Annotated in this window: 7 protein-coding genes; 4 read left to right on the top strand and 3 right to left on the bottom strand. The window is 71.0% G+C overall.

The features are described from left to right. The 3 genes from ACN20G_RS35325 to ACN20G_RS35335 are packed head-to-tail and all read left to right on the top strand — an operon-like array spanning window position 1 to window position 10,521. A complete protein-coding gene (locus ACN20G_RS35325; RefSeq protein ID WP_424217353.1) occupies window positions 1-5,586 on the top strand; it encodes an SDR family NAD(P)-dependent oxidoreductase in 5,586 nt (1,861 codons plus the stop codon). Further along, the gene (locus tag ACN20G_RS35330) at window positions 5,583-8,705 is read left to right on the top strand and encodes a non-ribosomal peptide synthetase (RefSeq protein WP_424217354.1); all 3,123 of its coding nucleotides are present in this window, start codon (window positions 5,583-5,585) and stop codon (window positions 8,703-8,705) included. Before ACN20G_RS35325 ends, ACN20G_RS35330 begins: the two co-directional genes overlap by 4 nt. Window positions 8,706-8,721: 16 nt before the next feature. Then, the gene (locus ACN20G_RS35335; protein ID WP_424217355.1) at window positions 8,722-10,521 is read left to right on the top strand and encodes a non-ribosomal peptide synthetase; all 1,800 of its coding nucleotides are present in this window, start codon (window positions 8,722-8,724) and stop codon (window positions 10,519-10,521) included. 31 nt (window positions 10,522-10,552) lie between these two features. Here the strand turns inward: ACN20G_RS35335 and ACN20G_RS35340 are convergent, their stop codons facing one another. From ACN20G_RS35340 to ACN20G_RS35350, 3 genes are all read right to left on the bottom strand, one after another. After that, window positions 10,553-12,556 carry a hypothetical protein gene (locus tag ACN20G_RS35340; RefSeq protein ID WP_424217356.1) on the bottom strand — a complete coding sequence of 668 codons (2,004 nt, stop codon included), beginning with the start codon at window positions 12,554-12,556 and terminating at the stop codon, window positions 10,553-10,555. A gap of 474 nt (window positions 12,557-13,030) precedes the next feature. Continuing rightward, window positions 13,031-14,929: a trypsin-like serine protease gene (locus ACN20G_RS35345; RefSeq protein ID WP_424217357.1), complete on the bottom strand. Its 1,899-nt coding sequence runs from the start codon at window positions 14,927-14,929 to the stop codon at window positions 13,031-13,033. 245 nt (window positions 14,930-15,174) lie between these two features. Then, window positions 15,175-15,645 carry a hypothetical protein gene (locus ACN20G_RS35350; RefSeq protein WP_424217358.1) on the bottom strand — a complete coding sequence of 157 codons (471 nt, stop codon included), beginning with the start codon at window positions 15,643-15,645 and terminating at the stop codon, window positions 15,175-15,177. A 743-nt stretch (window positions 15,646-16,388) separates the two neighbouring features. Here ACN20G_RS35350 and ACN20G_RS35355 point away from each other — a divergent pair. Further along, window positions 16,389-19,778 (top strand): ALF repeat-containing protein, encoded by a 3,390-nt coding sequence (locus ACN20G_RS35355; RefSeq protein ID WP_424217359.1) that lies wholly within the window; start codon window positions 16,389-16,391, stop codon window positions 19,776-19,778. The last annotated feature ends 272 nt before the right edge of the window (window positions 19,779-20,050 follow it).

Genomic DNA, 20,050 nt, shown 5'->3' on the forward strand with positions numbered 1-20,050 from the left:
ATGACCAGCCAGGGCACCGGGAGCACCACCGGCGCACCGGACCTCCCGGACGCCATCGCCGTGACCGGACTCGCGTGCCGCTTCCCCGGGGCACCCGACGCCGAAGCCTTCTGGGCGAACCTCGTGGCGGGCCGGGACAGCATCACCTTTCGCACCCCCGAGGAACTGGCCGCGCTCGGCGTGCCCGCCGATCGGCGGGCCGCCCCGGGATTCGTACCCGCCGGAGGAGTGCTCGACGGCATCGACGAGTTCGACGCCGAGTACTTCGGCATCACCCCGCGCGACGCCGCGCTCATGGACCCGCAACACCGGCTGTTCCTCCAATGCGTCGTCTCCGCGCTGGAGGACGCCGGCCAACCGACCCGGGGCGTGGACGGCGACATCGGCGTCTACGCGTCGGCCGGCTTCAACTCGTACCTGACCCACCACCTCCTGCCGCACGCCGCCGAACTCGCCGACCGGGCCGACGTCCAGTGGCTGGCCGCCGGTGACAAGGACTACCTGGCCACCCAGGCCTCCTACCGGCTCGGCCTCACCGGCCCCAGCCTCAGCGTGCAGACCGCCTGCTCCTCGGCACTGGTCGCCGTGCACCTGGCGGGCGAGGCACTGCTCAGCGGAGAGTGCGACGTGGCCGTCGTCGGGGCCGTCTCCGCGGGCGTCGCCCAAGGCATGGGCTACCTCCACACCGAAGGCGGCATCCTGTCGCCGGACGGCCACTGCCGGCCGTTCGACGCCGCCGCGGGCGGCACCGTCTTCGGCAGCGGCGTCGGCGCCGTCGTCCTCAAACGACTCGCCGACGCCGTCGCGGACGGCGACACCGTCCGCGCGGTCCTGCTCGGCTCCGCCGTCAACAACGACGGCGACCGCAAGGTCGGGTTCACCGCCCCCGGCCTGGAGGGACAGGTACGCGTCATCGGCGCCGCCCAGTCCGTCGCCGGCGTCGGCCCCGAGGACATCTCCTGCCTGGAGGCCCACGGCACCGGCACGGCCCTCGGCGACCGCATCGAACTCGCGGCCCTCGACCGGGTCTTCGCCGACGCCCCAGACCCCCGCCGGGTCCTGGGAGCCGTCAAGTCGAATGTGGGCCACCTGGACACCTGCGCCGGCATGGCCGGACTGATCAAGACGGTCCTCGCGCTCCAACACCGCACCCTGCTGCCCACCGCGCACTTCGAGACCCCCTCGCCCGGCCTCGACACCAGCCGCTTCCGGGTGCTGACCACCGCCGAACCCTGGACCGGTGACGACGGCACCCGCACGGCCGGCGTCAGCTCCTTCGGCATCGGCGGCACCAACGCCCACGTCATCCTCCGGGACGCCCCACCGGCGGCCCGCCGGACACCGGACGCCGCCCGGCCCGACGGGTGGCAGGTGCTGCCCCTGTCCGCCCGCGCACCGGAAGCGCTGGAAAGACTGACCGACCGGCTCCACACGACCGTGACCGACCCGGCCGCCCACGCCCTCGCCGACACCGCGCACACCCTCCAGACCGGTCGCACCGCCCACCCCTGGCGCCGCGCCGTCACGGCGGCCCCCGGCCACACGACGGCCCTCGCCGCGTCCCGCACCGCTCCCGTGCGCGCCGGCGACGCCCTCGGTGGGGTCGCCCTCCTCTACCCCGGCCAAGGCGCCGGCTCCCCGGGCGCGGCGGCACGACCGTATGCCGACGAACCGGTGTTCCGCGAGGCCCTCGACCGGTGCCTGGACGCCCTGCGCCCGTGGACGGACGCCCCCCTGCGGGACCTGCTCCTGGACCCCGGACACGAAGACCTCTTCGACCGCACGGAGGTGGCCCAACCCGCCCTGTTCGCCGTCGAGTACGCCCTCACCGAATGGTGGGCGGCCCTGGGCGTCCGCCCCGTCGCACTGGCCGGGCACAGCGTCGGCGAACTCACCGCGGCCTGCGCCGCCGGGGTGTTCACCCTCCCGGACACCGCCCGACTGGTCGCCCGCCGGGGCGCGCTCATGAGCCGGATGCCGGCCGGGGCGATGCTGGCCGTACCACTGCCCGAAGCCGAACTCCGCCGTGTCGTCGACGCCCTCGCCGCCGGCGGACAACTGCCCCTGCGGCCCGAGCTCGCCGCCGTCAACGCACCCGACCGCTGTGTGGCCACCGGCGAGCCGGCCGCCCTCGCACGACTGAGGGAAGCCCTCGACGAACGGGGCGTGTCCGCCCGCGAACTGCCCGTCCGACACGCCTTCCACAGCCGCCACGCCGACCCCCTCCTCGACGAGTTCGCCGCTCTCGTCGCCGCCACGCCGGCGCGAGCCCCGCGGATCCCCGTCGTCTCCTCCCTGACCGGCCGCCCGCTCACCCCCGAAGAAGCGACCTCCCCGGCCCACTGGGCCCGTCAACTGCGCGAGACGGTCCGCTTCTCCGACGCGCTGCGGGCCCTCCCGCCGACCGCGACACTGGTCGAGGCGGGCCCCGGCGGCGCGCTGTCCGGCTTCGCCCGCCGCACTCTCGGCACCGACCGGTCGGTGCTGGCGACACTCGGACGCCCCCACGACGACCCCGACCGGCCCCCCGCCCACCTCACCGCCGTGGCGCGCCTGTGGGAAACCGGCACCCCCGTCGACTGGACCGCCCTGGGCGAGCGGGCCGGGCGCCGCCACGTCCCCCTGCCGACCTACCCGTTCGCACGAACCCGGCACTGGTTCGAGCCCTCGTCCCCCTCCACCCGGCCCGCCGGCCGCACCGTCGACGCGGACCCGTCCACCACCCCCGCGACCACCGCGACGGACCGCCCCGAGGACTGGCTGCACGTACAGACCTGGGTCCCCTCCGTGCCACCCGCCCCGGTACCCGGCACGGACCTCGGCACGGTGCTGCTGCTCGCCGACGCCTCGGGCCTGGCCGACGAGGTCGCCGCACGACTGATCCGCGACGGCGCCCGAGTCCACCGGGTCCGCACCGACCCGCCCGGGGCACCGAGCGAAACGGACACCGGAACGGACGACCACCGCCTGGACCCCGAGCACCCGGACGCCTTCCGCGCCCTGGCGGCCGACCTCGCGGCCGCCGCCACCGTCCCGGACGCGGTGGTCTCCTGCTGGTCCGTGGACGATCCCGCCATCGACCTCGCCACCGCCGACGTCGTGGCTCGCTGCGCCCTGCGCGCCGTCACCGTACCCGCGGCCCTGGCCCACGCGCTGAGCGAACGGTTCCCCGGCCGACCCCTGAGAATGCTGCTGGTCAGCGACGCGGCCCTCGCCGCGGGCGGCCGACGCCCCCGCACCCCTCACGCCGCCGCCGCCGTCGGACCGGCCCGAGTCCTGCCCCTGGAACTCCCGGGCAGCGCGGTGCGCCTCCTGGACCTGGACCTCACCCCCGACGCACCCGGCGACCTGACCCGCGCCGCCGCCGCGGTCGTCACCGAACTCGCGGCACTCGTCCACGGCGCCGGGGCGCCCGACCCGGTGGTCGCCGTCAGAGGCCGCGCCCGACTGCTGCCGCAGGCCGCGCGCCCGGCGCTCGGGGACCCCACCCGGCCGCCCACCGAACCCCCCGCCGGCACCTGGTTGATCACCGGAGGCATGGGAGGCATCGGCACCGCCGTCGCCACCCGCCTCGCCGACCGGCCCGACCGCCGCCTCGTCCTCCTCTCCCGTCGACCTGTCCCCGACGGGCCCACCTGGGAGGTGATCAGGCCGAAGGGCGCGAAACCCGCCCCCACCTGCCCCCCGGAAACGGCGCGGACCCTGGCGGCGCTCCGCGCCAACGGCTCCGAGGTGTGCCTCGTCCAGTGCGACGTCACCGACGAGCGGAGCCTGGCCGAGGCGCTCGACCGGATCCGCGCACGACACGGACGGATCGCCGGCGTCGTGCACGCCGCCGGCCTGCCGGGCGACGGCGTGCTGGCCCTGCGCGGCCCGGAGGCCATCGCGCGCGTCCTGGCACCGAAGGTGCGGGGCACCGTACTGCTGCACCGGCTCACCGAACGGGACCGCCCGGTCCTGGTGTTGTGCTCGTCCGTACTGGCCGTGACGGGCGTGGCCGGACAGGCTGACTACACCGGAGCCAACGCCTTCCTGGACAACTTCGCGCACACCACCGACACGGCCGTCTCCATCGGCTGGGACCGCTGGTCCCAGACGGGCATGGCCGTGCGCGGCGGCACCGAGGACCGGACGGGCGAAGAGGCCGAAGCCCTGGAACACCCCCTGTTCGACACCCGGCGCGACACCTCCGACGGATGGACCGAGTTCCGCCTGCGCCGAGGCCCGCACACCACGTGGCTCTCCGACGAACACCGCCTGGCCGGGGAACCGGTCCTCCCCGGCACAGCGCTGCTCGACCTGACGATCGCCGCGCACCGGTGCCTGGCACGACCGGACGACGAGCCCGAGGACAGCGCCGCGGCCGTACCCGCACCGGTCGAGCTGGACGCGGTCTTCACCAACCCCCTGCGACTCCCCGAGACCGCGCCGCCCGAGGTCCTCGTACGGTTGCGACCGCAGGCCGGAGGCGGCCACGAGTGGGAGGTGGTGTCCTCCACGTCCCCCGGCCGCCCGCACGGCCAGGGCCGGATCCGCCCGTACGACGGCCCCACGCCCCAGGACCTCGACCTCACCGCGCCCCCCGCCGGCCCCACCCCCGTCCCGGCGCCGCCGGGCCCGGGAACGGGCGGGATCCTGACCACCGGGCCCCGCTGGCAGTGCGTCACGCGGACCTACCGGGGCTCCGGGCAGGCCCTGCTGTCCCTGCGGCTCCCCGAGCACCACCACGACGACGTGACGGTCCACCCGCTCCACCCGGCGCTCCTCGACGCCGCGACGGGCGCCATCGCGGAGAGCACCGGCCGACACCTTCCCGCCGCCTACCGCAGGCTGATCCTCCACCGCGACCCGGGCCCCGAGGGCCACGCCCGCGTCGTCCCGGTCTCGGGCGATCCGCGGAAGGGCGACACCCTGGTCGCCGACGTCACGGTAACCGACCCCCAGGGCCGTCCGACCGTCACGATCCAGGGTTTCGTGCTGCGCCCGCTGCCCGCCACCCCGGGGCAGAACCCGCCGGGCCGGTCCGACCCGGGCCAAGAGCCCGGGATCACCACCCGCGACGGCCTTCGAGCCCTCGACCTGGTCCTCGCCAATCCCCACCTGCCGCACGTCCTGGTCACTCCCCGGGGCGCCCCGCCCACCGCGACGGACAGGCCCGAGCCGGCGCCCGATCCCCAACGGGTCACGCTGGACGACCTCCCGGACGGGCTCCCGGGACGGATCGCGCGGGTGTGGGCCCGGCTGCTCGGTCTGCCCGAGGTGGGACCCGACGACAACCTCTTCGAACTGGGCGCGGACTCGCTGGCCATCGTGCAGATCGCCGCGGAGATGCGCAACGCGGGCCTGGCCGTGTCACCCGGAGACCTCTTCGCCCACCCCACCGTCGGCGCGCTCGCCGACCGCCTCGGCGCCACGACCACCACCCCCGGGACGGACACCCCCGGGACGGACGGCCCGGCCCACACGGCCCCCGCCGCCCCCGCCCCGTCCCCCGGGGCACCGGGCCACTTCCCGGACGCCGACCTCAGCAACGAGGACCTGGAACAGGTGCTGAACCTGTTCCGGTCCGGACAGGACACGCAGTGAACGACATCGAGGACATCTACCCGCTCTCGCCCGCGCAGGAGGGCATGCTCTACCACACCACCGCCTCACCCGAGCACGGCCTCTATGTCGAGACGACCACCTTCACGGTCCACGGCGCCCTCGACCTCGGAGCACTGAAGGCCGCTTGGCAGACCGTGGTCGCCCGCCACCCCGCGCTGCGCACGGCCTTCGTCCACGAACGCATCAGCGCCCCCCGCCAAGTGGTGCTGCCCGCCGCGGAAGTCCCCGTCGACTTCCGTGACCTGACCGACCTGGACGACACGGTCCGTGCCGAGACGGTCGACAAGGAGGTGGCGCGGCGGCGCGGTGAACCCTTCGACCCCACCCGCCCGCCGCTGATGCGCCTGCTGGTCCTGCGGCTGCGCGCGGACGAACACCTCATGGTGTGGACGTACCACCACATGATCCTCGACGGCTGGTCGGCCGCCCTGCTGATGGCAGAGGTCACCACCGCGCTGTCCGCCCCCGGCGCCCCCGCCCCCACCCCCCCGCCCCGCTTCCGCGACCACATCACCTGGCTGAGCCGACAGGACCCCGAGCGCGACCGCGCCTTCTGGAGCGACTACCTGGCGGACTACCGCGAGCCCGCGGTCCTCACCCTGCCCGGAATGCGTCCCGGCGCCAAGCCGTCCGGAGGGTTCCGTACCGTACGGGGCCACCTGTCCGCCGGGGTCACCGCCCGGCTGCGTGACCTGGCAGCGGCCAGATCGACCACCCTCGGCAGCGTCGTGGAGGCCGCCTGGGCGGGCACCGTCGCCCGCTACTCGGGCCGGGACGACGTGGTCGTGGGCGTCACCGTCGGCGGACGCCCGCCACTGCCCGGCGCAGAGTCCATGATCGGCATGTTCATCAACACCGTTCCCGTACGGGCATGTGTCGACCACGACCTGGCCGCCCAGGACTGGCTGTCCGCGTACGCCACCTCCCGCCACCCCGTCCTGGAACACCAGCACACACCGCTCACCGACATCCGACGCTGGGCCGGAACGGAACGCGGAACGCAGCTCTTCGACACCGTCGTCGTGTTCGAGAACTACCCGGACACCTCCCGGGCCGAACTGGCCGGCGGAGCGCTCCGCGTCACGGGCGTCCGCTACGAGACCCGCACCAACTACACCGCCACCCTCGTGGTCCGGGCCGATGCCGCACTGGCCCTCCAACTCGTCGTGGACACGGCCGTGTTCGGCGACGGCGAGGCGGAACGCCTCCTCGGGCACGTCACCACCGTCCTGGAACGGCTCGCCGACCGACCGCAGACGCGCGTCCGCGACCTCCTCGCGGTGCCCGAAGAGACCCGCGCCCTGCTCGTGGACCGCTGGAACGGCACGGACGTCGACCGCACCGCACCACGCGCACTGCTCGCCGACCTCATCGACCGGGCAGTGACCGCCCGCCCGGACCACCCGGCGGTCGTCTCGGGCGATACCACCCACACCTACCGGGAACTCGACACCCGGGCCACGACACTGGCCCGACGCCTGGTCGCCCTCGGCGTCGCCCCCGGCGACCGCGTCGGCGTGTGCCTGGGCCGCGGCGCCGACCTGGTCACCGCCCTCCTCGCCGTCGCCCGCGCCGGCGCCGCCTTCGTCCCGCTGGACCCGGCACACCCGGCGGACCGGACCGCCCACGTCCTGCTGGACTCCGAACCCGCCCTCGTGCTCACCGATTCCGCCGCGGCCCCGGCGCCGAGTCCCGGCGTCACCGTGCTGGACCTGTCGCGCGAGGAGTGGACGGCCGAACCCGCGGCCACCACCGACCTGCCGGGCGCCGACCCGGACGGACGGGCGTACGTCATCTACACCTCCGGCTCCACCGGGCGCCCCAAGGGCGTGGCCATCGGCCACCGCGCCCTCGCCAACCTCGTGGACAGCCTGGCGCTGCGGCACCCCGGCCTCGGACCGGACGACCGCTTCCTCGCCCTGACCACCCTCACCTTCGACACCTCACTGGCCGAACTCCTGGTACCGCTCGCGGTGGGGGCCACGGTCCACGTCGGCGGAGGGACGCTCGGACTGAGCGGCAAGGAGGTGGACGCCTACGTCACCCGGCACGGCGTCACCGCGCTCCAGGCCACGCCCTCGCGCTACCGGGCGCTGCTGGACTCGGGCTGGCGCGGCGCCGGCTCCCCGCGGCTGTACAGCTGCGGCGAGGCATTTCCCCCGGACCTGGCGCGACCGCTGGCCGAGCGGGGCGAAAGCGTGTGGAACATGTACGGGCCGACCGAGACCACCGTCTACTCCAGTGTCGAGGAGATCCACGCCGAGACCACCCGCGTCACGGTCGGACGCCCGATCTCGAACACCACCCTGCGCGTCCTCGACTCACACGGCGGGCTCGCGCCGATCGGTTGCGTCGGCGAGCTGTGCATCGGGGGCGACGGCGTCGCCGAAGGCTACTGGAAGCGGCCCGAACTGAACGCGGAGCGCTTCGTGCCGGATCCGTACGCCGACGGGCGCTCGCGCATGTTCCGCACCGGCGACCACGCGCGCACCCTCTCCGACGGCCGGATCGAGATCCTCGGACGCATCGACCGCCAACTCAAGCTGCGCGGCTACCGCATCGAGCCCGGCGAGATCGAACAGGTGCTGCTGGAGGAACCGCGGATCGTCGGCGCCGCCGTCGCCGTACGCGACGAACGGCTCGTGGCCTGGACCGTGCCGGCCGACCGCACCGCCCCGGCGACACCGGACGAGCTGCGCGAGCGGCTCCGGCACCGGCTGCCCTCGTACATGATCCCCGACACCCTGATCACGCTGGACGCACTGCCGCTCACCGCCGCGGGCAAGACCGACCTGCTCGCCCTGACGGTGCCGTCCGAAGCACCCCCCGTCGCCGTGACCGACCCGGCCGCGGAGCCCTCGCCCGAGGGAACGGAGGAGACGATCGCCCGCATCTTCCGTGAGGTGCTGGCCCTGCCGGAAGTGGGCCTCGACGAGGACTTCTTCGACCTCGGCGGCGACTCGCTGCGCGCCATGCGCATCGCCGCCCGCATCCAGTCGGAGCTCGACGCGGACTTCGACGTCGAGCTGCTCTTCGACTACTCGACGGTGCGCGAACTCGCCGCGGGGATCGCCCGGATCACCGCCGCGGACAACTGAACGGGAAGGCCCCAGGATGAGACCCCCCATCGACGCCGAACACCGGCTCGACACCGCCCTGCTGGCCCGCTGGGAAGAGCACCCCCACCGGACCGCGATCCTCGACGGAGACCTCGTGGTCACCGCCGGGGAGGTCAGGGACCGCGCCGTGCGGATCGCGGCCCTGCTGCGCGACCGCGGCGTACGACCGGGCGACCGGGTGGCCGTGCTCCTCGAACGGTCGGCCGACTTCGTCGTCGCGGTGGCGGCCGTGGTCCTGGCCGGCGGCGCCCACGTGGCGATCGACACCGGCAACCCGGCGGAACGCGTCGACTTCCTGCTGCGGGACTGCGCGCCGCGTCTGCTGCTGACCTCCACGGCACTGAACCCCGGCCTGGCCGCGGACTTCACCACCCCCGTGCTCACGATGGAGGAGTGTGCCGAGGCGAAGGGCCCGGCGGAGTTCAGGCCGGTCGAGGAGGGCGCGGACCGTCCCGCCGTGGTGATCTACACATCCGGGTCGACCGGCCGGCCCAAGGGATCACTCCTCAGCCACCGCGCGGTGACCGCCCGGCTGCGGTCCCTCCAGAACAGCCACCCGATCGGCGAGCAGGACCGGGTACTGCACCACACGGCCTGCACCTTCGACATGTTCCTCGTCGAGGTGTACTGGCCGCTGCTGCACGGGGCGCCGATCGTCGTGGTGGCCCCGGGCCGCCAGCGTGACCCCGCCCATCTGGCCCGGCTCATCCGGGAACACGGGGTCACCACCGTCTGGTGGGTGGTCTCGCTGCTCGAACTGTTCCTCCTGGCCCTGCCCCCGGGAGAGCGGGTCGACGGTCTGCGCCAGGTACTGACCGGTGGCGAGGCACTCGGCCCGGAACTCGTCCACCATTTCCACGGGCGCTCTCGCGGCACCCTCAGCAACCTGTACGGGCCGAGCGAGTGCACCATGTACTGCAGCGTGTGGCTGTGCCCGCGAGAGCCCGAACCGCGGACGGTCATGATCGGCTCGGCCATCGAGGACACCACCCTGTGGGTCCTCGACGAGCGGGGACGCCCGGTCCCGGACGGGCAACCGGGCGAGTTGTACATCGGCGGCGTCGGCGTCTCGCTCGGCTATCACGACCGACCCGAGCTGACGGCCGAGCGGTTCGTCCCGGACACCCTCGGCGGCACCGGCGGCCGGCTGTACCGCTCCGGGGACCTCGTGCGCGTCCATCCCTCGGGCGAACTGGAATACCTCGGCCGGGTGGACCGCCAGGTCAAGATCCGGGGATTCCGCATCGAGCCCGGCGAGATCGAGGGCACCGCGCTGCGGGTTCCCGGAGTGCGCCAGGCGGCGGTGGTTGCCGACGGCACGGGATCCGACACCAGACTGGTCGGCTTCGTCGTCATGGAACCCGGGGAGGATCCCGCCCGAGCGGCCGAGAGGGTGCGCACCGAGCTCACCACCCGGCTGCCCGCGCACTTGGTGCCGGCGACGGTCGTGCCGGTGGAGGGCTTCCCGCTCACCCCCAACGGCAAGCTGGATCACGGCACGCTCACCGGCTGGGCCGTCGAGACCCGGACCGGGCCGCTCCCCGACGACACCGGTGGGTCGGAGGTCGGCGACTTGGTCGCCCTCGTCGCGGAGGTCTGGGGGAAGGTGCTCGGAGTACCGACCGTCGACCCCCTCGACGACTTCTTCGAGCTGGGCGGAGACTCCTTCCGGGCCGTCCGCGTGGCGCGGGAACTGGAGGAACGCACCGGCCTGAAAATCCCGATGCACCTCGTCTTCGAGGTCTCCGGAGTCACGGAGTTCGCCGAGGCGGTCACCACGTCCACCGCTCGGTGAGCGGACGGCTTCGCCCCTGCCCGCTGTGTGTTCAGGCGCGGGCGGGGGCGGGGGCGGGTTGCAGGACGTGGAGGCGGAATCGGGCTTCGGTGTCGAGGGTGGCGATGACGGGCCGGCCGTGGGCGTCGTGGGCGAGGGCCGGGGTGTGCAGGTGGAGTTCGGTGGTGGCCCGGGTCCATGTGGTGTGGAAGGGGGTTCCGTCGAGGGGTTGCAGGCTGTGGGCGAGGGTGCCGTCGTCGCGTCGTTGGACGAGGACGACGGCGGTGCCGTCGGGGGTGACGGAGGCGGCGATAGGGCCTTGGCCGGGGGTGGTGTCGAGGAGTTCGGGCATCGGGTCCCAGGCGCCATCCGGAGAGGTCCGGCGATGGGCGAGGAGCCAGCCGGTGGCGGGTTGGCGGGAGAACATGATCAGGGTGCCGTCGGGTTGTTCGACGAGGGCCACGGGTCCGGCGGGGCGGGGCAGGAGGGTGGCGTAGTCGCGGGTGAAGGTGGTGTGTCCGGGGGTGCGGTGCCAGCGGAGCATGCCGGTGCGGGTGGTGGCGTAGACCTCGGTGCGGCCGTCGCGGGTGGTGATGGCGCTCGCGCCCTCCAGGCTGCCGCCGGCGAGGTCTGCCCACGGCCCGAAGGTGTCCTCGGTGAGGGAGGTGCGGGCGCTGAGGCCGGTGCCGAAGTTGCGGAGCAGGACTTGGGGGGTGCCTTCGGCGGTGGTGACGGCGACGGGCATGCCCAGGGCGCGGCGGCGGATGGCGTTGGCCCGGTCGTGGGGGCTGCCGAGGACGGTCCAGGTCCCGAAGTCGCCGTCGGGGGAGGTCTGGTGGAGGTGCAGGACCTCGCGGCGGTGGTTCTCCGGGTCGGCGTCGATGTGGTGGCGGACGGCGAACACGTGGATGCGGCCTTGGGCGTCGACGGTGGTGTCCAGGCGCGGCAGGCAGCGTCCGGGGTCGTCGGCGGGCCATGTGCCGAGGGGTTCGGGGCCGGTCCAGGTGTCACCGCCGGGGGTGTCCTGGGTCCACACCATCGGGCGGCCGCCGAGGACGGCGAAGGCGGTGAGGCGGTCGTCGCCGCGGAGGCGGAGCCAGGTGGTGGTGCCCTGCCAGCGGTGGGTGGTGCTCTGGCCGTAGTAGCGGTTGAAGGCGCGGTTGCCCAGGACGCGGTCGCCACACTCGCCGGGATCCTTGAGGCAGTCGTGCCCGTCCTCGCCGCCGTAGACGGTCAGGTAGTGGAACTTCTCGGCGGCCGCGGCAGGGCTGAGGTTCTCCGGGCGGAGCTTGTTGCAGTAGCCGACGTAGCTCTCGACGTAGGGCCGGTGGGCGGTGTCGCGTGTCTCGTGGACGCGCAGTGCGGCGAGGCCGAACAGGGCCGCCGCCGTGTGATCGGTGTTGTCGCAGGGGGTGACGGTGTCGGTCTCGGCCCGGTAGGCGGTGCGCTCGGAGTCCGGGTTCATCACCCGCACGACCGAGGGGCGCACGAGGTCGAGGAGATCGGCGAGGAAGGTGATCAGCCCGGCACGCGTCATCCTGCGTCCGTCCGCACGCGGGGGGATGGGGGAGCCGGTGGGACGCAGGGCGCGAATGTCGGGGATCGTGGCGTTCCAGAACTGGAGCATCCGCTCGTTCCTCAGCTCGGTGCAGGACCGCAGGTTGAGGAAGATCAAGGTGATCCGGCCGCGGTCGAGAGTGCTGACCTCGCCGACCACGGGAGTGCCGGTCTCAAGGGTGGCCCGCGTCCACTCCGCGCGCCGGTTTCCGGTGACCATGGAGGCGTAGGCCGCGCGGATACCGTGCTGACGGGCCGCGGAGTAGCCGGCGAAATCGGGGGTGGCGGTCTTGCGGGCCGGATCGTCGGAGGCCAGGTTCAGGCCGTCACCCTCGCCACCGGTCAGGTACACCGTGACCAGGGGAGTGCCCGCGCGCAGGGACTGGAGCAGGTCCGGGGTCATGAAGTACAGATCGTCGTCGGTGTGCGCGCAGATCTGCACGTGCGGACCACCGGACCCCGAACCCCGCACCCCGGCGAAAGCCGCCTCGAGGGTCATCGGGCGTTCGGAACGACGGAAAAGCAACCCCATGATCGGGCCAAACCTCTCGAGGATTTGCCGCATGGCGGGGCCGTCTTGACGGGACAACGGGTTGGGCCTCCCGTCCCTCACACGGGGAAGGACGGGAGGCCCAAGGCCCGCTGGCGGCGTGAACTATTGGAATGATCTTCATGCGGATCTTAACATCGTGCACTGCTCGGAATAGCTCGATCCGAGCCCAGGCACCTTGTGATTTGCGTCGCACGAACGATTTGCTGAGGGCAAATAATTTGGCGAGATCTTGAATGATGAAGTCTCAAGCCCGTAAGGGCGCCGCACTGTACGTGAGGTTCGGCGTCCCTTACGGGTCGTATGGGTTTCGTCTCTGCGTGAGCGCGGATCGGGTCCCGGTCGTGGCGATCCGTGTACGGAGGTCAAGCGGGGGCGAGGGAGGAGCGAGCGCCCGTGCCCGGCCTCACGTCTTGGGCGGTGTCATCGGATGGCGTAGTCGCTGTCCCAGGTCATGACGGGGTTGCGGAAGCCGTCACCGGTGCTGGTGAAGTTCCACAGTCCGGTGCGGTAGGTGCCGTCGAGGTTCTGTCCGTAGTCGTAGTAGACGCCGGTGTCTGCCTTGCCGTCACCGTCGAAGTCGCCGGCGCCGACCTTGGCCACGTTCCAGTTCCATCCCTTGGACTCCCACTTCTTGGCGGGGGCGCCGAAGGCGGATCCGGTGCTGGTCAGGGTCCACAGTGACGAGAAGTTGTATCCGTTGGCGTCTTGGCCGATGTTGTAGAGGAAGCCGATGTCTGCCTTGCCGTCGTTGTCGAAGTCGCCGGCCGTGGGCTTGATGCGGTCCCAGTTGTAGCCGCCGTCCTCCCAGACCTTCGAGGGCTTGTTGAAGCCGGTGGGGGTGCCCGTGAACGTCCACAGGGCCGTCACGTTCTTCCCCGCGACCTGGCCGACGTTGTACAGCACGCCGACGTCGGTCTTGCCGTCTCCGTTGAAGTCACCGGTCACCGGCTTGGAGAGCCCCCAGTTCCAAGAGCTCAGGTCGGCCGCGGTGTTGTCCCACTTCTTCACGGGTGCGGAGAATCCAGTCCCTGTGCTGGTGAGACTCCACAGCGAGCTGTGGAAGACGCCACCGGTGTCCTGGCCGTGGTTGTAGAGGAATCCGGCGTCGGTCTTGCCGTCTCCGTTGAAGTCTCCGGTAACGGGCTTTGCCCGATCCCAGTTGTAACCGCTTCCTTCCCATACCTTCATCGGCTTTTCGAACCCGAGTCCGTTGCTGATGAAAGACCAAAGGGACATCTGGTTGTTTCCGTTGGCATCTTGGCCGACGTTGTAGAAGACTCCGACATCGGTCTTTCCGTCACCGTTGAAGTCACCGGTGACAGCCTTGGAACGATTTCCGTTGAACGATCCGGTGCCGGAGGCGATGCTGTCCCACACCTTCACCGGATCGTCGGATTTTCCACCATTGCCGAACTGGGTCCACAGACCGCTCCGGTTGACGCTGCCGACGGCCCCGTAGGTGTAGAAGAGGCCCGAGTCGGTTTTCCCGTCGCCGTTGAAGTCACCCCAGAGCTCTTGGGCGGGTGCACCGCTGGACTCCTTTTCGGCGCCCCATCGGGGGCCCGTCTGCAGCTGGAGCCACTGGCTGATGTCGTCGACTCGGATGGCGCGGGCGTCGCGTCGGGTTTCGCCTTCGGGGGCGCCGAGGCAGGAGCCGAGGTAGGACCCGGTGGTGAGTGCGACCAGGGTGTGTTCACCGGCGTTCTCGCGGGTGAGGGGTCCGCCTGCGTCGCCTTGGCATACCGCGGAGTCGCCGGTGGGCTTGAGGTCGAGGGTGGGGTTTGTGCCGGTGGAGGCGGTCACGTTGAGCTGTGCGCTGTTGAGGCGGTCTGGGGCCCAGGTGGTGGTGGTGCGTCCGAAGCCGGCGGCGTGCAGGGTTTCACCGAGGACGGGGGCCTGGCCGGAGAGGGCTGCGGGTGTGACATTGGTGACCGGCTTGCTCAGCTTGAGAAGTGCGACGTTGCGTTCCGGGTGGACGATCACGTCGGTGGCGTTCACGACGGTCCCGGTGGTGTTCGCGTTCAGGTCGGTGCGTCCGACGGTGACGGTGGTCTTCTCGGGGAGCTTGCCGGTGACCGGGCGTGCGGTGGTTGCCGAGACGCAGTTGGCCGTCGTGAGGACGTAGTTTTGATGGACGAGGACGCCTGAGCAGCCCTTGAGGTAGTCACCGAAGAGGATGTGGGCGGTGTAGCCGCGACTGCTGTCGGTGATCGGCTGGCCGGAGAGTGAGGAGGCGGGCGTCGCGGACAGCAGGACCGCGGTGGCTGCCGCGATCGAGGCGGACGCGGCCCGTGAACGACGGGCACGGCGGGAAGGCATCAGGAGAGATCTTTCGCAAGTGTGTGGTCTGGTGATCGCGTGTTCGGCGACGAGGAGGTGCCGGGATCGGGAGGCGCGGGGACCTTCGGATGTGGTGCGCGGGAACCGGAGCGGGGTCACGAGGTCGGCTGTTAGATCCCCGGGGACGGGTCCGTCGCGGCAGCGGTTCAGGACCGAGTTGATGGTCTGTCGGTCGGATGTCCGCGACGCGAGCACGTAGGCCTCGTCGCACGCTTCCCGAATCCCTACCTGGTGGTCCTGATCTCGACGAGCATGTGGTCGCGGCCCTGCTCGTCCGCGCTCTCGCCGACGGGAGTGAAGGCCTCCTTGGCCACGTCGTAGGACTTTTCCTCCGATCCCACGGTCATGTCGACCTGGGCCGTCTGGGTCGCGCTGCCCCGGATTCCGTAGACGGCGGGAATCTCCATGGTCAGCCACCCGCTGTTGCCGGTGACCTTGAAACAGATCTTGGACTTGCTGCGGGCCCAGACCTCCAAGAGGCCTGATTCTCCTGCGCAGTCGGCGAGGACGATGTGGCCGTCGCCACGCTTCAGAACGATCTTCTGCTCGGCGAGAACCTTGTCGGCCGCGGGGTACGCGTAGGTCTCCTCGGCGTACCCCGGTCCCTCATCGGCAACGATCTGCGGTGCGATCGGGGCCTCATTTCCGGAGGTCACCAGAACAGCTGTCGCGGCGAGGCCGACAAGCCCGGCCATAAAAGCATGCGGGAAAAATTTCACTGAATCTCCAAGAGAACCATCCCGTCGCCTCAGGAATGCACAGAGATCTCGATTGATTGTCACGTCAAGAGAAACAGGTGTGATTTGCGGCGTGCGAGAACCGGTATGAATTTACGTAACCAAACGTGTCCACGCAGGTGCGTGACCCTGTCCGGCTACGCGAGTGATCAAGGTTGAGCTCTCTGATTAGAGCGCTGACCTGCTCTGATGTCCATCGTGATGAACTGTCATGGATCACTTATTTCGGACTTATGCAGTCAAGTTGCCCCGTGGTTCCGGCTGGGGCTGACGGACCTTCCCGGCCGATGTGATGCGTCCTGCAAAGGGTGGAGTGAAGGTTGGTCACGAATTGATACCGACTGCATGTGTTGAGAGTCACCAGGCTTTTCCTCGGCGAGGAGTCGGGGGGGGGTGTGAATGTCGAGAGCCCCTGCTTTACTCTGATGTCGATCATCTGGGGGGTGGTCGTGGCGAAGGGGATGCGTCGCAACGGAGCCGCTCCGTGCAGCGAACACGGGTCTCCTGTCGCATGAACTCGGCACGCTGTGAACACTGTTGCCCGATTCTCCTCGCGGTCGTGCGCAAGGGTGCTCACGCCGTGTGCTCGCGGCTGGTGCGCCTGCGATGTCGCTGACGGCGCAGGCGGTGCACGGAAGCCTCCCAGGACAAGCAGTCCGGCCCGCCAACTTCCTTATCAAACTGCCTTTTGAGGAATCCAGATGCAGATGACCTTCATGAGTAGACGCCGTGTCCTCGGCGTGCTGGCGGCTGCCACCGCCGCGGCTGCCGTACCGATGGCCTTCCCGGCCAGACCGGCTCGTGCCGCCGAGGTCACCGCCGGCAGTCCGCTTCCCGACACCGATCGGGCCAAGGTGCTGACGGCTTGGCTCTCGGGCGGCAGAGGCACCCGTGCTCTCGCCGCTCGGGCCCTGACCGGTACCGACACCGACGTGACCACCTTCCTCACCGAGCAGCACGCCAAGGTCGTTGCCGAGGACAACCGCGTCGCGGTTCTCGCATACATGGCGAACGCCGGGAAGGGCATGCGCCGGGAGGGCACGGCGGCCCTCCTCGGTGGCGACGAGGCGATCGCGTCGTTCATCCAGAGCGGCTACAAGCCCGCCGTGAGCGAAGACCTTGCGGTGGCCACCGCCGCCATCATGAACGTCGCCGGTCGAGCCGTACGTCGAGACGGCACAGCCGCGCTGGAGGCAGGCACCGATCAGGCGCTGGAACGATTCATCACCGAAGACCGGTGGAAGGCCGATGAGGAGGACATGCGAGTCGAAACCTCGACGATCATGTTCGGCGCCGGACCCGAGGTGACCAAATACGCCGACCGCGCTCTGAAGGGCACGGACACGGACCTGGGCTGGTTCCTGGAGGTCGGGCAACACATAGCCCGAGCCCGCGACCAGGAGAAGGCCACCATCAAGGAGCTCGTCGCAGTCGTCGAACGCGAGGGCAAGCGCGCGCAGGCGAGCACCGACCTCGCGGTCGAGGCGTCCCAACGAGCCCAGACCGCGGCCGCACGGGCCAAGGAAGCAGCAGAGAAGGCCGCCGCGGAGGCGGAGGCGGCCAAGAACGACGTGGCGAAGTCCGGAGCCGCAGCGCGCAAGGCCGCCTCCGCCGCCCAAGGGGCAGCCGACGCCGCCCGGATCGCCATCCGAGCCTCCACCACGGCAGTGGAGGCATCCCGCCGTGCTGCTCGCGCGGCCACCGGCGCGTCCCAGGCCGCCGCCGTCGCCGGCTACGCGGCCTCCACCGCCTACAACGCGGCGATCGCCGCCTCCAAGGATGCCTCAAAGGCGGACGCCGCGAAGAACGCTGCGGTCGCCGCCCGCAACGCCGCGGCCAAGGCACGCAGCGCGGCCGGGGCAGCGGACCGCGCCGCGGAGGCATCCGCAGCGGCCGCGACGGCCGGTGGCCACGCCGCATCCGCGGCCCGTGAGGCCGCAGCCGCCGCCAAGGCATCCGCCCAGGCCGCCACGGCCGCCGGTGTCGCCCAATCGGAAGCGGCCGAAGCGCAGCGCGAGGCAGCCATCGCCACCAATGCCGCCAACCAGGCAACCAACGCCGCTTCCACCGCGCAGTCCCTCGCGAACGTCGCCGCCTCTGCCGCCAGAGCGGCTCGCGACGCGGCCAACTCGGCGGCGAACCACGCCGAGAACGCCGCCGCGGCCGCCGAGGAGGCCGTCAAATACGCCGGCCAGGCCATCGACTTCGCGAACAAGTCGACCGCCCACGCAGCCGAGGCCGTCAAGGCCGCCGACACGGCCACCAAGGCCGTAGCCGACGCCGTCGCCGTGGCAGCCAAGGCCCGAGAGGCCGAGTGGGCCTCGCTCGAGGAGGACCGCAAACAAGCCCTGGAAGAAGCCAAGGAACTGGCCGCGCAGGACTCCGCCCAACGGGCCGCGGTACTGAACAAGCGAGCCCAGTCCGAACAGATCAGCCAGTCCATCAAGAACTCGATCAGCAAGGCAGAGCAGGCGCTGAAGGTCGAGGACTACGACCTGGCGGTCGCCCACGGACGCCAGGCCGCAGTGGGACTGCTGAACTCCAAGGGTACGTGGACCCGCGAAGCCGCGCAGTTCGCCCTCGCCGGCACCGACTGGGAAGTCCTCATGTGGGTCGACACCGACCGGCTGCTCGCCCAGGCCCAGGACGACCGCGAAACCATCCTGTACATAGCCCAGACCTCCGCACCGGCAGTCGCCGACGGAGCGCTCGAGGCGCTGGCCAGCGGCAGCGACCAGGCCCAAGGCGACTTCATCACCGGCGGAGTGGTCAAGCGCCGAGCCGACGACAACCGGGTCCTGATCTTCAAGATCCTCAACGGCGGGGCCGGCAAGGCGGTGCGCGAGGCCGCCGACAAGGCGCTGAAGGACAACACACCCGAACGCCTCCAGGACTTCCTCGACAAGGAACTGCCCGTCGCCGTCGAAGAGGACGCGCAAGTCGAGATCAGCTCCCTCATCTCCGTCGGAGGCCCCTACACCAGAGCCTTCGGAGAGGTGGCGCTCGCCGGGCCGGCATGGATGAAACTGCATTTCGTCCAGGTCATGCGTTTCAAGACCGCGCAGCTCGACCTCGACTCCGCCAGCCACGCCGCTGCCATCGAAGCGGTCATCTCCGCCGCCGCCAAGACCGCGCAGGAAGCGCAGCGCGATGCCGCACACGCCTCCAAGGCAGCAGCAGACGCGCGCAACGCGGCTGCCGACGCGCAGAAGTGGGCCGACAAGGCCATCAAGGCTCAAGAGCAGGCCGCGGCCTACGCCACCGAGGCCGACAAGAACGCCAACGCCGCCGAAAAGTCCGCGGCGGACGCGCAAGCCCAAGCGGACAAGGCGAAGGCCGCGGCCAGTGTGGCCCAAGGAGCGGCCAGGTCCGCGAACTACTCCGCGAACAAAGCCATCGACGCGGCACGCAGCGCCATGACCTCGGCACGATCGGCACGCGTCTCGGCGGCATCTGCTCAAGCCTCTGCCGTCGACGCCGGCAAAAGCGCGAGCGAAGCGGCCGCGGCGGCCAGCAGCGCGCGCGCCATCGCCGCCGCCAAGCGCGAGCAGGAATTGATCGAAAAGGCCCGCGAAGCTGCAAAAGAGGCACAGAAGAACAGGGACGACAAGCACGACCCCGCCAACACGCCCGAGAACGACAAGGTCAACCCCAACGGCACCAACGGGAAGGAAGAGTGGTGGGGAGACGCCGGCTGGTGGGCGGACGCCTTTGAAGTTGCCGGCGGCCTGGCAGCAGCAGGCTCGGTTCTGGCCTGGGCAGGCATGCTCGCCGGACCTGAAGCAGCACCGTTCGTCGCCGGCATCTCCAGCGCACTCAGCGCCATCTCCATCACCTCCACCGCACTCAGCGTGATCTTCAACGGCGTCGAGTACGGCTGGACCAGCAAGGAATTCATGCTCTCCGGCACTCGCTTCGCCCTCAGCCTGGTGTCACGCGGACGAGGCGGATTCCTTAACGCCCGCATGCCGGTCAAGACAGCGAGCGTCGTCACCCCAGTGGCCAAGACCATCCGAGACGCCGGATCCACGATCATCAAGGAATTCCACGATTCCCGGCTCGGCCAAGACCGCTTCGAGCTCATCAGCTAGCCCACAGCAAGACGTCTGAGCCGCAACCTTCCTCGCCGATGGATCGCCCCGCACAGCCGAACTCCAGGCACGCTCCCGTCGAACGGATCCACACCCGTATGGATCCGTTCGACGACCGCACGTGAAACCGGCACAAGAATCCAAGGCCCTGCCGCCTCAGCGCCACGCCCCGATACCGGCCGGAAGGCAGCCGACCAGCTCAGAGACAGCCAACACCGACTGGCAAATCTCCCTTTCCTTAATGCCCAGGTTCACCGACCAAGGCAACATCC

The organism is Streptomyces dryopteridis (assembly GCF_049606955.1).
Taxonomy (GTDB): Bacteria; Actinomycetota; Actinomycetes; order Streptomycetales; family Streptomycetaceae; genus Streptomyces.